The following is a 14,927-nucleotide window of genomic DNA, read 5'->3' as shown; positions in this document are numbered from 1 at the left end:
CAATCCATTTATGCTTGAATTTTTTTACGCGATCGTTATGCCGGAGGCTGGGAAGCCCCGTCTGGCGGGGCACTGCGGGGTGCCGAAGCGACGCGCCAGGCGGGCGTCCGCGTTGGTCCGACCCTCATCGGCGACATTGCCGGGAATTGCCGCCGCAAATCGGTAAATCAGGGAAAATTTCGTAACAAGATATTCACGAATCGGTAAATCGTTCAAACTCCATTGGAGTCGATTTTCCTGATGCACAATCTCTTTATTGTTTCTCTGCAAGTAATGAAAGCGGTCGCGGGTGGGATGCACATTGTTTCCTCGCGTGCAAGCGTCGACGGGTTTGTTACATCTTGCAGTAGCAAACCGCCGACAGCGGCCGGGGCGATGGGCGCGGCGTCTCGTTTCGGGTCGGAATGACAGGGAGTCCGCGCGATACGGGAAGCGGCACCCTGCCGCTTGCAGTCAGCGCAGATCGCCCGCCAGCGACGCGGCGACGTCCGCGTCCACGCGTTGCGCCGGCACCGTATAGGCCGGGTGATCGCAGCCGATCGACAGCGCCGCGCCGCCCTTGAGCGCCGCGCGCGTCGGCCCGTCCAGTTCGAAGCGCACGAAATGCACGGCCGAGGTCTTCTCCGCGTTGTCGCGGTCGAGATCCTCGTCGGCGATCGCGTAGACGTCGGGGTGCCCGTCGACCCGCAGGTACACGCGATCCTCGACGCCGATCAGCCGCGCGAGCGCCGCCCGCCGTTCGGCCTCGTGCTCGTATTCGATCTGCAGCGTCGCCTTCAGGTTGGTGCCGTCGGGCACGAGCGGCAGATAGGCTTCCAGCTCGCCTTCGATGCCGGCCTCGTCGAAGATCTTCTCGATGTGCAGCATTTCCTGGATCTGATAGCGAATCGTGGTCTCGTCCTCGAACAGGAAGCGCAGATGGTTGCCGAGCGCCACCGCGCGGCGGCGCTTGTACGCGACGAGCCGCGCGTGTTCGGCCTTGCGGATCTTCGCGTACGCTTCGAGCGTCAGCAGCGAGTCGCGGGTCAGCGTCATGGGATGTCCTCGGATAGCGTCGATGTCTTCGTGCAGCGGCGGCCTCAGATGCCGTAGGCGCGGCGCAGCAGCGTCAGCGGATGCGCGAGCGGCGCCGCGGGCAACCCTTTCTCGTCGATGCCTTGCGCGATGTGATGGCCGGCGAGCGCGCAGTCCGACGACACGACATCCGGCTTCGGCTCGGCCATCGCCTTGAACACCGGCGCGCCGATCCGCATCGCGTCCGCGTGGAAGGCCTTCTTCACGCCGAACGTGCCCGCGTGCCCCGAGCAGCGCTCGACCACGTTCACGCGCGTATCGGGCACGAGCGACAGCGTGTCGGCCGTCTTGCGGCCGATGTTCTGCACGCGCGCATGGCATGGCACGTGGTACGACACGGTGCCGAGGCCCTGCTTGAAGTCGGTCTTCAGCAAACCGTCGCGATGCCGCGCGATCACGTATTCGAACGGATCCCAGAATGCGTCGGCCACCGCGCGCACGGCTTCGTCGCCGGGAAACATCAGCGGCAGTTCGCTCTTGTACATCAGCACGCAGCTCGGGATTGCGCCGATCAGCGCATAGCCTTCGCGCGCATAGCGCTCCAGCACCGGAACGTTCACGGCCTTCTTCGCGGCGACGCCCTCGAGGTTGCCCTGCTCGAGGAACGGCATCCCGCAGCACGCTTCGCGCGTGACGAGCTCGTACGGAATCTCGTTGTGCGCGAGGATCGCGAGCAGGTCGTGGCCGATGCCCGGCTCGTTGAAGTTCACGTAGCACGTCGCGTAGATCGCGACCTTGCCGGGCGTGCGTTCGCCGTCACGTACCGGCAGGCCGTCCGAGCGCTTCGCGGCACGCCGGAACTTACGCGGCGCGAACTCCGGCAGCCACGCGTTGCGATCGACGCCGAGCGCCGCTTCGAGCGCGTGGCGCGCGGGCGGCGTGCGATTCACCGCGTTCACCGCCTGCGTGACGATCGGAATGCCCGCGAAATGGCCGAGCGCGTCGGTGTTCGACAGCACCTTGTCGCGCAGCGGTGCCTCGCCGCGCTTGTAGCGCGCCGCCTTGCCGCGCAGCATCAGGTGCGGGAAGTCGACGTTCCATGCGTGCGGCGGCACGTACGGGCATTTCGTCATGTAGCAGAGGTCGCACAGGTAGCACTGGTCGACGACCTTGCCGAACGCGTCCTTCGGCACTTCCTCGATGTCGCCCATCGGCGTGTCGTCGACGAGGTCGAACAGCGCGGGAAATGCGCCGCACAGCGACACGCAGCGCCGGCACCCGGCGCAGATGTCGAACACGCGCGTCATTTCCGCATCGATCGCGGCCTGATCGTAGAACGCTTCGGACTGCCAGTCGAGCGGATGCCGCGTCGGGGCTTCGAGACTGCCTTCCTTGTGTGGCATGGGGCGCTCCAGCTTCGCGCGCATGCGCGCGCACGCGCCGCCCGCGCGACGCGGGCAGCGATCAACGCACGGCCGGCCGCAGCATGTCGGGCCTGGCCGTGCTGCGTTGCTGCCGGACGCGTGTCAGTCGACGAGTGCGTCGAGCGCCTTCGTGTAGCGGTTCGCGTGGCTGCGCTCGGCTTTCGCGAGCGTCTCGAACCAGTTCGCGATTTCGTCGAAGCCTTCCTCGCGCGCCGTCTTCGCCATGCCCGGATACATGTCGGTGTATTCGTGCGTCTCGCCGGCGATCGCCGATTCGAGGTTCAGCCGCGACGAGCCGAACGGCAGCCCCGTCGCCGGATCGCCGACGGCTTCGAGATATTCGAGGTGGCCGTGCGCATGGCCAGTTTCGCCTTCGGCAGTCGAGCGGAACAGCGCGGCGACATCGTTCTGGCCTTCGACGTCGGCCTTCGAAGCGAAATACAGATAGCGCCGGTTCGCTTGCGATTCGCCCGCGAATGCGGCCTTCAGATTCTCTTCGGTCTTGCTGCCCTTGAGTTGAGCCATTTGCGCCTCCGTTCGAGTCGGCGCGGCCGCGTGCGAAGCCGGGCCGATCGTTCATGTATGTGGGGAACGAAGCGCATGCCGGACGCGCACGCTTCGTGCCTTTTAATCTAGGCGCTGGCGTTCGCATCCCCCAATAGGCTTTTTCAATCCGTGCGATAGCGGACGGCGGGAATGAGGGGCAGTTGAGGGGATGGCGGGGTGGGTCGTGTCGCCGGGTGGGGTGGCGTTTCGCTTGGCTTGCGGCTTGCGGCTTGCGGCTTGCGGGCGGCGGGCGGCGGGCGGCGCGCGGCGGCTGCGGCTGCGGCTTCGGCTTCGGCTTCGATCTTCCCGCGCGACGACCGCTGCATTCGCACCGGCGTCGCTCGTGATGTGTCACGCATCCGTCGCACGCTTCAGCAGCAATTCCCTTTCGCGTTCGTTGCGGGTCAATTCCGCCGCTCGACGGAACTCGAGCTTCGCTTCGTCGGCGCGGCCGAGCTTCGCGAGCAGGTCGCCGCGCACGCTCGGCAACCAGTGATAGCGGGCGAGCGCCGGATCGTCGCGCAGCACGTCGACGATTTCCAGTGCCGCGGCAGGCCCGAACGCCATCCCCACCGCCACCGCGCGGTTCAGCTCGACGACCGGCGACGGCGCGACTTCGGCGAGCGCGTCGTACAGCGCGACGATCTGCGCCCAGTCGGTTTCCGACGCGTGCCGCGCGCGTGCATGGCACGCTGCCAGCGCGGCCTGCAGCGCGTACGGGCCGCGCACGCCGCCGAGCTTCGTCGCGCGCTCGAGCGCCCCGAGCCCGCGCCGGATCAGCAGCGGATCCCAGCGGGAGCGGTCCTGGTCGAGCAGCAGCACGGGCCGCCCCTGCGCATCGGTCCTTGCGTGCATGCGCGACGCCTGCAGTTCCATCAGCGCGACGAGCCCGAGCACCTCGCTTTCGTCCGGCATGAGGCCGGCCAGCACGCGGCCGAGACGCAGCGCCTCGTCGCACAGCGCCGGGCGCGTCCAGTCGTCGCCCGCGGTCGCCGCATGGCCTTCGTTGAACACCAGGTAGATCACTTCGAGCACCGACGCGAGCCGCGCGGGCCGCGCATCGGCGGCCGGCACCTCGAACGGCACACGCGCCGCCGCGAGCGTGCGCTTCGCGCGCACGATGCGCTGCGCGATCGTCGGCTCGGGCGACAGGAACGCACGCGCGATTTCGCTCGTGGTCAATCCGCCGAGCAGCCGCAACGTGAGTGCCACGCGCGCATCGGTCGACAACACCGGATGGCACGACGTGAAGATCAGCCGCAGCAGGTCGTCGCCGATATCGTCGTCGCGCGCATCGGCGAGCGCATCCGCGATGTCCGGGACGACGTGCGCGTCCAGGGCATCCATTTCACGCCCGAGCTGATCGCGCTTCGTCGCATGCAGCGATTCTTGCCGGACCCGATCGAGCGCGCGCCGCTTCACGGCCGTCATCAGCCATGCGGCCGGGTTGTCGGGCACGCCGTCGACGGGCCAGTGCTCGAGCGCCGCGACGAGCGTGTCCTGCGCGAGCTCCTCGGCCACGCCGACGTCGCGCACCACCCGCGCGGCGCGCGCAATGATCTTCGGCGCCTCGATCCGCCAGACCGCTTCGATCGCACGGTGAGTCGCCTCACGCGTCACGACGCCTGCCCCTCGGCGGACGCATCCAGCGGCATGGCCATCAGCTCCCATGCGTGACCGTCCGGATCGTCGAATCCGTGGCCGTACATGTTCGGATACTCACGCGGCGCTTGCGGGGCCGACCCGCCGGCCGCGAGCGCCTTCGCGACGATCGCGTCGACCTCGGCGCGGCTGTCGCACGACAGGCACGACAATGCCTGCACCTGCGTCGCCGGATCGACGATCGTCTTGCCGGTGAAGGTCTGGAAAAACGGCCGCACGAGCAGCATCGCGAAAATCGTGTCGCTGATCTTGATGCAGGCGGCCTGATCGTTGGTATAGGCCGGTACGACCTCGAAGCCGAGTGCCTGGTAGAACGTCTTCGAGCGCGGCAGGTCGGCCACGGGCAGATTGATGAAGACCATCTTGTGCATGACGGATGCTCCGGTGAGATTGGACTCGAACAGTTTCAGGCGTGGGTGCGGCCGACGTTGAGATCGCGAAACCGCTCGACCGCGTCGCTCGGTGTGAGGTCGTCGAGCTCGAACAGCGGCCGCACCTCGATCTCGCAATCCATTTCGGCGCCGAACGGTGCGGGAAACCGGCGCGTCCATTCGAGCGCCTCGTCACGCGAGCGCACCTGGATCAGCGTGTAGCCGGCAATCAGCTCCTTCGTCTCCGCGAACGGGCCGTCGACCACCGTGCCCTTGCCGCCGGTGTACCGCACGCGCCAGCCGTGCGCGCTCGGCCGCAGGCCGTTCGCGTCGAGCAGCACGCCGGCCTTGGCGAGTTCCTCGTGGTAGACCGTCATCGCCTCGACCAGCCGATCGTCCGGCAACGCGTCGGATTCGCTGACGGCGTTCGCCCGGATCATGATCATGAATCGCATCGTTCACTCCTTGTCATCGGTGAAAAGGGGCGTCCGCTCATCGGCGCCTTATTCGCACGACGGGCGGCCGACCGTCGAATCGACGTGCCGCGCGACGAATCAGGGTAAATACCGAGATGCACGCGTCACAGGAAGCACGGGCCGACCGCGCGCACTTCGACCGTGCACCATTGCGCGGCCGGGCACTGGCGCGCGATCTCGATCGCTTCGTCGCGCGTGTCGACGTCGACGATGAAGAAGCCGCCGACCATTTCCTTCGCTTCGGCAAACGGCCCGTCGACGAGGCGCGTCTCGCCTTCGCGCACCTGCACGCGGGTCGCGCGCTCGGAGCGCTCGAGCGACTCGACGCCGCGCAGCACGCCGCGCGCCTTCAGCGTCTGCGCGAAATCGACCATCCGCGCGTAAAGCGCCTGCCCGTCTTCGAGCGTGCGTTCGGCGCGTTGGCCGGTCGGTTCGACAATCAACAGCATGTAGGACATGGAAATCTCCGGTGGGGGCTTTCCGCGGAAGCACTCGGATCGCGGGCGAACGATACGTCAGATGCGAAGCGTAGCAGCACCGGCCGGCCCTGCGCGCATCGTTGGCCATTCGGCACTGGCCGGATGGCCAATTGGATCGCGACTCGCGATTTTGCTGTCAGGATGACGACCTGGCATCGGGTGACGATGCTGCGCGAATCGCCTCGGGCACAAACCCTGCTCCACCAGGAAATGGACGGTTAGTGCAATTGCATCGGCAATGCAGGTGCAATGGCACTATTTACCTGACACATCGGACGACGCCATATTTACCGGACTTTCACGTCGCCCGACGGCTCGCTACGTCGTTTCGACGGAAGTGCGAAATTTTTTCAACCGTCGCCGCGCCCCGTCGCGCGGGGCTTTCCGGGAAACTTGCCGGCGAATTGAAAATTTGTCTCGAAACTCAATTGGCTGATGTGAATCACATTGGTTGCTGGGATACGTCTTATCTTCAAATTGGCCTGCAAATCCGGGCTGCAAACCAAATCCAAGGAGGATAAACATCATGGCGCTCACCGACTCGATCGAACACAAGCTGGACCGTGGCCTCTCCGATATCCGCCGTACCGGCCGGCGCGTCGGACGCACGACGCGCTCGGCTGCCCGTGACCTGCATGCCGACGTGTCCGACGATCTGCGCGGGCTGGTCGATGAACTGGAAGACCTGCTGAAGAACGACGGCGACGGCGACATCGCCGCGCTGCGCAAGCGCGTGCAGTCGCGGCTCGATGAAGCGCGCAGCACGCTCGACTACGCGTCGGGCACCGCCGCCGCGCGGCTGCGCGATTCGGCTGAACGCGTCGCACAAGCCGTGCACGACAACCCATGGCAGACCGCAGGCGTCGTCGCCGGTCTCGCGTTCGTCGCGGGCTTGCTGCTTGCCCGCCGTTGAACGGGGCTGCCCGCACCGCCGCCCGCCCCATCCGTCCTCAACCCGACAACGAAGGAGAAACGCCATGCAGAAGTCCCTCGCCCTGAAGGCCGCCGCCGCCGTCATGCTCGGCAGTCTCGCACTTGCCGGCTGCACCACCACGCATGACAGGCCCGACAACGCATCGACCAGCGCGTCCAAACGCGAGTCGATCGACGCGAGCGTGAACGCGACGCTGTCGCGCCTCTATTCGACGGTGCCGGGCTCGCGTGAACTCGTCGCGAAATCGCGCGGCGTGCTCGTGTTCCCGAACGTGCTGCAGGCCGGCTTCATCGTCGGCGGCCAGTCCGGCAACGGCGCATTGCGTGTCGGCGGCAGCACCGTGGGCTACTACAACACGTCGTCGCTGTCGGTGGGTCTGCAGGCCGGCGCGCAATCGAAGGCGATCGTGTTCCTGTTCATGACGCAGGACGCGCTCGACTCGTTCCGCAAGTCCGAAGGCTGGTCGGCCGGCGCCGACGCTTCCGTCGCGGTCGTGAAGATGGGCGCGAACGGCGCGGTCGACTCCAACACGGCCACCGCACCGGTCGAGGTGCTGGTCCTGACCAACGCGGGCCTGATGGGCGACCTGTCGGTCAACGGCACCAAGATCACCCGGCTCCACATCTGACGAGGCGGCACGGCCCCCGGGCCGATTTGCTTGCCGGCAACGCCGCGACTCCGGTCGCGGCGTTTTCGTGTGCGCCGCGCACAGCGGCTATGATGGCGGCACCTTTGCGGGCATACTGCCGATCGGGCCGCCCTGCGCGCGCTGCGCCGCGAGCCGTGACGTTCGCGAGCCGATCGCGCCCGAGGCAACGAGATTCAATCAAACCAGGCATCAATCTGCGCGAATCATCCATGGATAGCGGACACGATCACCAAAAATTCTTCTACTTCCTGCTGTTCGCGGTCACCGTCGGACTCTGCTGGATTCTCGCGCCGTTTTCCGGCGCCGTCTTCTGGGGCACCATTCTCGCGATCCTGTTCCAGCCGGTGCAGCGCTGGCTCGCCGCGCGTTTCGGCAAGCGGCGCAACCTGGCCGCGCTCGTGACGTTGTCGCTGATCATCCTGATCGTGATCCTGCCGCTCGTGTTCGTCATGGCGACGCTCGTGCAGGAAATCGCGTACGTGTACCAGGAACTGAAGAACGCGCAGCCGAATTATTCGCAGTACTTCCATGACATCATTCATGCACTGCCGACGTCGATCCAGAATCTGCTGCAGAAATACGGGCTGACCAACATCCCCGGCATCCAGAAGAAGCTGACCGACGGCGCCGCGCAGATCAGCCAGTTCGCGGCAACGCAGGCGCTCAGCATCGGCCAGAACACGTTTCAGTTCGTCGTCAGCTTCGGCGTGATGCTGTACATGGTGTTCTTCCTGCTGCGCGACGGCGGCGAGATCGGCCGCCGCGTGCGCCGCGCGATGCCGCTCGACGAAGAACACAAGAACCTGCTGCTCGCGAAGTTCACGACGGTGGTACGCGCAACCGTGAAGGGCAACATCGCGGTTGCGCTCGTGCAGGGCGCGCTGGGCGGCCTGATCTTCTGGATCCTCGGGATCGAAGGTGTCGTGCTGTGGGGCGCGCTGATGGCGTTCCTGTCGCTGCTGCCGGCGATCGGCGCGAGCCTCGTGTGGGTGCCCGCAGCGCTCTACTTCCTCGCGACCGGCGCGATCTGGAAATGCGTGATCCTCGTCGCGTTCTGCGTCGGCGTGATCGGCCTCGTCGACAACCTGCTGCGCCCGATCCTCGTCGGCAAGGACACGAAGATGCCCGACTGGGTCGTGCTGATCTCGACGCTCGGCGGGATGGCGCTGTTCGGCATCAACGGCTTCGTGATCGGGCCGCTCGTCGCCGCGCTGTTCATGGCGAGCTGGGACATCTACGCGCGCGCCGAGCAAGGCGAATGACGCAACGCGTCACGGATGTCGAATCCTGATCACGACGGGCGCCACGGCGCCCGTTTCCATGTCGGGCCCCGCGACCGTCAGCACGCCGCCATACGGGCCGACACGATGTGTACCGGCAGCTTCCAGCGGCACGATCCGATCGTCGCGCGCATCGCGCCATGTCGCGCGAACCTCCGCGCCCGCGGCGCGCGAAAGCGGCCGGCCGTCCAGTTCCACGAGCGCCACATGCGCGCCGGGCAGGCGGCGGCCATGTGCATCGAACCGGAGCATCGCGGCGGTCGCGCCGCTCGATGCGTCGACCGACGGCGCGTCGAATGTCACGTCGTACAGATCGACGAGCGTGCCGGCGAAGCGCACGATGCCGTCCGCATGCACCTGCTCGGCCGCACCGGCGCCCGACATCGCGAACGCGATGCCGAACCCGGTCGCGACGATCCGCAGCCTGGCGCCGATGCGCCGCTTCGTTCGATCGTGCAGCGCCGCCCGTGCGGTTTGTCCCGTCTTCGTTTGCATGTTTCGCCTCCCTTTTCGCCGCGCAAATGAAAAACGGCGGCGTGACGCGCATGTCACGCCGCCGCTTGCTGGCAATTACTTTAAAGAGAGCAGTCGGAACAATATATGGGACAAATCCTAAATTGATGCCGAACTATTCAGACTCGATACGCGCGAGCGCCGCGACTCATGCGTCCGGATCGACGCGCAGCACGAGTTTGCCGCGATGGTCGCCGTCGAACAGGCGATTCAGCACGTCGGGCGCGTTCTCGAGCCCGTCGGCGACGGTTTCCTCGGCCTTGAGCCGGCCGTCGCGCAGCCAGCCGGCGAGCGTCTGCACCGCTTCGCGGCTCTTGCGGTAGTCGAGAATCAGGAAGCCGCGCATCGTGATCCGCTTCGAGATCAGCACGCCGACGTCGTCCGCCGCGCGGCCGCTGTTGTAGTTCGAGATCACGCCGCACAGCGCGACGCGCCCGCCGATCACCATCCGCGACAGCACCGCGCGCATCACCTCGCCGCCGACGTTCTCGAAGTTGACGTGCACGCCGTCGGGCGTCGCGGCCTTCAGCTGCTCACGAAAATCGTCGGCCTTGTAGTCGACGGCCGCGTCGAAGCCGAGCGTCTCGGTCAGATAGCGGCACTTGTCCGCGCCGCCCGCGATCCCGACCACGCGTGCGCCGTGGATCTTGCCTATCTGGCCGGCAATCGAGCCGACCGATCCGGCGGCCGCCGACACGACGAGCGTCTCGCCGGGCTGCACCGGCGCGATGTCGGTCAGTCCGTAATATGCGGTCAGGCCGCTCATTCCGCACGCGCCGAGCAGCGTCGGCAACGGCAGGCCCGACTGCGCGGGCAGTTTCACGAGCTGCGCGGCCTGGTCGGTCGGCACGACCGCATAGTCCTGCCAGCCGACGAGCCCCTGCACCAGGTCGCCTTGCGCGAAACCCGCATGGCGCGACGCGACCACGCGCCCGATGCCGAGCGCGCGCATCACTTCGCCGATCGCGACGGGCGGCAGGTATTGCGGCACGTCGCTCATCCATACGCGGTTGGTCGGATCCATCGACAGATACAGCACGCGCACGAGCACTTCGCCGTCGGCGAGCGCCGGCACCGGCGTCTCGACGAGCGAGAAATGTTCGCGGCCGACGCGCCCTTCCGGGCGCGTCTTCAGCAGCAGCTGGCGGTTCACGGGTGTCGACACGATGTTCTCCTCCGGTTGTTGTGGTCGATGCGCGTCAGATCGCGCACATGCCGCCGTCGATCACGAGTTCGGCGGCCGTCACGAAGCGGCTTTCGTCGGATGCCAGATAGACGGCCGCATGCGCGACGTCGTCCGGATCGCCGAGCCGGCGCAGCGGAATGCCGCGTGCGAGCTTGCGCGTCGCATCGCGTTCGCCGAGCGACTGGAACAGCGGCTCGACGATGCCCGTGCGAATGAACGCCGGATGAATCGAGTTGCAGCGCACATCGAGCTCGCGGCGCGCGCAATCGATCGCGACCGACTTCGTCAGCGACGCGACCGCCGCCTTCGACGCGTTGTACGCGGTGAAATCCGGCTCGACCTTGAACGCGGCCACCGACGAGATGTTGATGATCGACGCCGGGCGGCTTGCGCCCAGGTACGGCAGCGCATGCTTGCAGCCGAGCACGATGCTCTCGACGTTGACCGCCATCACGCGCCGCCATTCGTCCAGCTCGATCTGCGCGGGCGCGCCCATCGACCCGACGCCGGCATTATTGACGAGCACCGACAAGCCGCCCATCGCTTCGTTCGCCTGCGCGAGCAGCGCCTGCCAGCGCGCGTCGTCGCGCACGTCCTGCGTGGCCGCGAATGCGACGGGCGCCGCGCGCCCCGCGTTGAGTTCGTGTGCGAATGCGTCGAGCACCGCCGCGTCGGCGATGTCGGTCAGGAACACGCGCGCGCCCTGCTCGACCATCCGGCGCGCGATCGCGCGGCCGAGGCCGCCGGCGGCGCCCGTGATGTACGCGCACTTGCCTGCGAGGCGCGGTGAAACGACTGTCATGGGACCTGCTCCTGTCGTGAATCGTCGTGGCGAGCCGGCGCCGCGACGGCGGTTGCCGTGCGCTGGCCGACGGCCGCGCGCTTTGCGCGAGTATAGCGAGCCGGCCGCACCGCGCCGGACGCATCAAGGCCGCCGCCGCTGGCCGTGGACGAACGAACGCCAGCGTACGCGATTGCCGCCGATCGATGAAATGAATATTCGTAATGCCCGGTCATAGATCCGATTCATGACCGTCGTATCCCCGCATGCGCCGTCCAGCGCGCCGGATCGTCAGGAATATCGGTTCAATGGCGGAAAGAATGAGTTGCGACTCGGAGGGCCGCCACGGCGCAGACGTCGAGGCACCGACGCCCCGGACGAACGGCCGTCAGAACCCGTTGCCTGACGTGCGCATGAATGCGCAGAACTGCGGCGAATGCGTATCGATCATCTGCTGGAACGGTGCGCGATTCCCGTACGCGATGCCGGACACGAGAAGCAGGCAGACGGCCGCGACGCGCGGCGAGAACGAGCGCGTGTGCGCGCGGTCGTAGGCACGCAGGAAGGCCAGCGCGACGAGCGCGCCGAGCAGCCAGCCGACGACGACCTCGGGAATCGTGTGCGAATGGTCGAACACGCGCGCGACGGCCGTCACCGCGCCGACGGCGAGACCGGCCGCCACACCCGGCGCCTTGCCCGCACGGAACGCCTGCCACAGCATCGACAGCGCGACGGTCCATACGGACGTCGACAGCATCGTATGGCCGCTGATCACGCGGAAGTCGAACTGCGGAATCTCGACACCGCAGCCCGCGTAGAGGATCTTGGTCGCCCCGACCAGGCTCATGCCGGCCGCGAGCAGCGCGACCCAGCGCACCGCGAGCCGCCAGTCGGACAGCGCGAGCCAGATCGCGCACGTCAGCGCGACCGGCAGGGTCAGCGCGGCGTCGCCGATGTTGCTGATTTCACTCCACATAACACAGGTCGAACAGCTGGCAAAACGCGCAGTTTAACGCAGCCGCGCCGCTCGCCTGTTTCAGCCTGTGACAGGCTGTATCAGCCCGCGACACCCGTAATCAGCAGCAGGTTCGTGCCGGTGATGACGACGAACAGCGCCCACGCGGCGACCTGCATCCCGCGGCCGATCGCATGTTCGCCCATGGTGTCGCGATCGCTTACCGACCGGATCAGCGGCCACATCGCGAACGGCAACTGCAGGCTCAACAGCACCTGGCTCCAGACCAGCAGTCGCCCGACCGAGTTCTCGCCGAGCCACAGCACGCCGATCAGCGCCGGCATCAGCGCGAGCCCGCGCGTGATCAGCCGGCGCTGATAGCACGGGATTTTCGTGTGCAGGAAGCCGTCCATGATCACCTGGCCGGCGATCGTGCCGGTCAGCGTCGAGCTTTGCCCCGACGCGAGCAGCGCGATGCCGAACAGCAGCGCGGCCGCGCCGCCCGCGATCGGCGTGATCAGCCGGTACGCCTGTTCGATGTCGGTCACGTCGTGCTGGCCGGTCGCATGAAACGCCGCGCCCGCGACGATCAGGATCGCCGCATTGACCAGCATCGCGACGAACAGCGACACGCAGGTGTCGATCCGCACCAGCGCGAGCGTGTCGCGGATCAGGCCGCGCGCGCCGCCGACGACGTGGCGCGTCTGCACGACCGACGAATGCAGATACAGGTTGTGCGGCATGATCGTCGCGCCGACGATGCCGAGCGCGAGCACGATCGCGTCCTTGCGGTCGTGGCCCGGATTGCCCGGCACGAGCCCCGCCGCGACCGCATGCCAGTCCGGCGGCGTGATCGCGACCTGCGCGACGAAGCAGAACGCCATCGTCGCGATCAGGCCGAGCACGATCGCCTCGATCTGCCGGACGCCCTTGCCCTGCAGCCCGAGCACGATCACCGTGTCGAGCGCGGTCAGCACGATCCCCCATGCGAGCGGCACGCCGAGCAGCAGCTTGAACGCCAGCGCGCAGCCGAGCACTTCGGCGATGTCGCACGCGATGATCGACACCTCGGCGGTGACCCACTGCACGAGGCGTCCGAAGCGGCCATAGCGGTCGTAGCTCGCCTGCGCGAGATCCTTGCCCGCGACGAGGCCGAGCCGCGCGGCGAGCATCTGCAGGAAGATCGCGGCGAGGCTCGAGAACGCGACGACCCACAGCAGCGAATAGCCGAATTGCGAGCCGGCCTGGATGTCGGTGGCCCAGTTGCCGGGATCCATGTAGCCGATCGCGACCAGCAGGCCCGGGCCGAAGAAGCGCTTGAGCTTCATCCAGCGCGACGCGCCGGCGTCGATCGTGATGCTGCCCTTTACTTCCGACGGGCAGAAGGGGGCGGTGGCGGTAGTGGGGAGCAGGGGCATGGAAACCGGGGATCGTGATCGCGACACGGTGATTTTACGGTTATCCGTCCCGTTTTCTCGCGCACATCGGCGAGCATGCCCCGGCTCGCCCGCTCCCCAGCCGATTTCGCGGGCAGCGGCCCGAGTTGCGGATCGGCCGCGCCGGCACCGCTCGTCAGGATCCGCTCGCGCTCGGTGACGCGAAATTCCGTCGGCGACATCAACAGGCGCTGGCGAAACAGCTTCGCCAGACGCTCGCCGCTTCCGAAGCCCGTTCGCCGCGCGACCTTGTCGGCCGGCAGCGTCGTGTGAATCAACATGTGGCATGCACGTTCGAGCCGCACGTGCTGCACGAACTCGGTCGGCGTCACGCCGATTTCCTTCTTGAAGCGCCGCAGGAAATTGCGCTCGCTCATCGCGGCCGTCCGCGCGACTTCCGCGATCGAAATGCGGTTCGCGCTCTGCGCGCGCAGCCGTTGCGCCGACATCCTGATCGACGGGCTCGCGCTCAGCTCGCGAAACGCCCACATCGACTGCGCGTAGCGCTGCTCGACCGGCCGCATGAGGTTGCTGGCGATCTCCTGCGCGGCGCTGTCGCCGAGATCGGTGCGGAACATGTCGAGCACGGTCGCGAACACGTCGGCCTCCCCGGCCTGCGGTTCGATCGCGGGCGGCGCACGGCGCGCGGGATCGGCTCGCGCGTGACCGGCATCCGTCTGCCGTTGCGACGCCGCGAGCGTCGACAGGTCCATCGCATCGACGATCCATCGCGCATGCCGGCGAATGTTGGCCAGGCGGCGGCGCAATGCATCGTTCCAGTTGACCGACGCGCGGTCGCCATGAAGATGAAAGAACGCGAGTGCACGGTGGCCGTGCTCGTCGCCGAGCGGATCGGCAGCGATCTGCACGCCCGACGACGACTGCAACAATCCTCCGCTTTCCGATACGTACTTCAGCTGGTAATCCGCACTGAACGCGTGCAGGCGATTCGCCAGATTGAAGGCCTCGCCAAGGCGCGCGGCCTGTGCCAAGGAAAACCCTTTACTCAAATAGATGACGACCCATCTTTGATCTGCTGCTTCCACTGCCAAGCCCCCGGACTGTTTCGACTTCTTCTAATACCGTCGAACTGTCAGGCTTATATTTGGTTTGAACTCGTGCGACAGGGACGGCTATCTCGAAATATGAAGCGACGGCATCTTAGCCGAAGGGGTCGTGTCTTTGGCGCGAATTGGCCGACCGGGACAGTATGATGGCGGA

17 protein-coding genes are annotated in these 14,927 nt (G+C 66.8%); 3 read left to right on the top strand and 14 right to left on the bottom strand.

Annotated elements, in window-relative coordinates:
- Nucleotides 1-24: 24 nt before the first annotated feature.
- The 8 genes from HW466_RS16765 to HW466_RS16730 form a co-directional block, all read right to left on the bottom strand.
- Nucleotides 25-300 carry a hypothetical protein gene (locus tag HW466_RS16765; protein WP_170296717.1) on the bottom strand — a complete coding sequence of 92 codons (276 nt, stop codon included), beginning with the start codon at nt 298-300 and terminating at the stop codon, nt 25-27.
- Nucleotides 301-453: 153 nt separating this feature from the next.
- Nucleotides 454-1,035: a DUF3501 family protein gene (locus HW466_RS16760; protein WP_059542733.1), complete on the bottom strand. Its 582-nt coding sequence runs from the start codon at nt 1,033-1,035 to the stop codon at nt 454-456.
- A 44-nt stretch (nt 1,036-1,079) separates the two neighbouring features.
- Complete coding sequence (locus HW466_RS16755) at nt 1,080-2,417, bottom strand: heterodisulfide reductase-related iron-sulfur binding cluster (RefSeq protein ID WP_151006021.1); 1,338 nt, start codon at nt 2,415-2,417, stop codon at nt 1,080-1,082.
- 123 nt (nt 2,418-2,540) lie between these two features.
- The gene (locus tag HW466_RS16750) at nt 2,541-2,963 is read right to left on the bottom strand and encodes a rubrerythrin family protein (RefSeq protein ID WP_040140994.1); all 423 of its coding nucleotides are present in this window, start codon (nt 2,961-2,963) and stop codon (nt 2,541-2,543) included.
- 372 nt (nt 2,964-3,335) lie between these two features.
- Complete coding sequence (locus tag HW466_RS16745; RefSeq protein WP_174905666.1) at nt 3,336-4,604, bottom strand: RNA polymerase sigma factor; 1,269 nt, start codon at nt 4,602-4,604, stop codon at nt 3,336-3,338.
- A complete protein-coding gene (locus HW466_RS16740) occupies nt 4,601-5,017 on the bottom strand; it encodes a VOC family protein (protein ID WP_059448740.1) in 417 nt (138 codons plus the stop codon). The genes HW466_RS16745 and HW466_RS16740 overlap by 4 nt, the downstream gene beginning before the upstream one ends.
- Nucleotides 5,018-5,052: 35 nt before the next feature.
- Entirely contained in the window at nt 5,053-5,472 is a 420-nt protein-coding gene (locus HW466_RS16735; protein ID WP_059448741.1) for a YciI family protein, read from the bottom strand.
- Between the two features lie 125 nt (nt 5,473-5,597).
- The gene (locus HW466_RS16730; protein WP_059448742.1) at nt 5,598-5,951 is read right to left on the bottom strand and encodes a YciI family protein; all 354 of its coding nucleotides are present in this window, start codon (nt 5,949-5,951) and stop codon (nt 5,598-5,600) included.
- A gap of 547 nt (nt 5,952-6,498) precedes the next feature.
- On the opposite strand from HW466_RS16730, the gene HW466_RS16725 reads away from it, so the two are divergent.
- The 3 genes from HW466_RS16725 (at nt 6,499) to HW466_RS16715 (ending at nt 8,817) form a co-directional block, all read left to right on the top strand.
- Nucleotides 6,499-6,885 (top strand): ElaB/YgaM/YqjD family protein, encoded by a 387-nt coding sequence (locus HW466_RS16725; RefSeq protein ID WP_059448743.1) that lies wholly within the window; start codon nt 6,499-6,501, stop codon nt 6,883-6,885.
- Between the two features lie 64 nt (nt 6,886-6,949).
- Nucleotides 6,950-7,534 carry a BPSL1445 family SYLF domain-containing lipoprotein gene (locus HW466_RS16720; RefSeq protein ID WP_059448744.1) on the top strand — a complete coding sequence of 195 codons (585 nt, stop codon included), beginning with the start codon at nt 6,950-6,952 and terminating at the stop codon, nt 7,532-7,534.
- A gap of 230 nt (nt 7,535-7,764) precedes the next feature.
- On the top strand, nt 7,765-8,817 hold the full coding sequence (locus HW466_RS16715) for an AI-2E family transporter (RefSeq protein WP_059448745.1): 1,053 nt from the start codon (nt 7,765-7,767) through the stop codon (nt 8,815-8,817).
- A gap of 9 nt (nt 8,818-8,826) precedes the next feature.
- Here the strand turns inward: HW466_RS16715 and HW466_RS16710 are convergent, their stop codons facing one another.
- From HW466_RS16710 to HW466_RS16685, 6 genes are all read right to left on the bottom strand, one after another.
- Nucleotides 8,827-9,330, bottom strand: coding sequence for a thioesterase (locus HW466_RS16710; protein ID WP_151004721.1), 504 nt, complete (start codon nt 9,328-9,330; stop codon nt 8,827-8,829).
- 166 nt (nt 9,331-9,496) lie between these two features.
- The gene (locus HW466_RS16705; RefSeq protein WP_151004723.1) at nt 9,497-10,513 is read right to left on the bottom strand and encodes an NADP-dependent oxidoreductase; all 1,017 of its coding nucleotides are present in this window, start codon (nt 10,511-10,513) and stop codon (nt 9,497-9,499) included.
- Between the two features lie 34 nt (nt 10,514-10,547).
- Nucleotides 10,548-11,336, bottom strand: coding sequence for an SDR family oxidoreductase (locus HW466_RS16700; RefSeq protein ID WP_151004725.1), 789 nt, complete (start codon nt 11,334-11,336; stop codon nt 10,548-10,550).
- Between the two features lie 367 nt (nt 11,337-11,703).
- Complete coding sequence (locus HW466_RS16695) at nt 11,704-12,291, bottom strand: phosphatase PAP2 family protein (RefSeq protein ID WP_059503641.1); 588 nt, start codon at nt 12,289-12,291, stop codon at nt 11,704-11,706.
- An 80-nt stretch (nt 12,292-12,371) separates the two neighbouring features.
- The gene (locus HW466_RS16690; RefSeq protein ID WP_059448750.1) at nt 12,372-13,688 is read right to left on the bottom strand and encodes an Nramp family divalent metal transporter; all 1,317 of its coding nucleotides are present in this window, start codon (nt 13,686-13,688) and stop codon (nt 12,372-12,374) included.
- A complete protein-coding gene (locus HW466_RS16685) occupies nt 13,637-14,698 on the bottom strand; it encodes a helix-turn-helix domain-containing protein (protein WP_059847983.1) in 1,062 nt (353 codons plus the stop codon). The genes HW466_RS16690 and HW466_RS16685 overlap by 52 nt, the downstream gene beginning before the upstream one ends.
- Nucleotides 14,699-14,927 lie beyond the last annotated feature (229 nt).

This window comes from Burkholderia territorii (assembly GCF_902833055.1).
GTDB lineage: Bacteria > Pseudomonadota > Gammaproteobacteria > Burkholderiales > Burkholderiaceae > Burkholderia > Burkholderia territorii.
The sequence above is the reverse complement of the archived record's forward strand: the minus strand, read 5'-3'. Positions and strand labels throughout refer to the sequence as shown.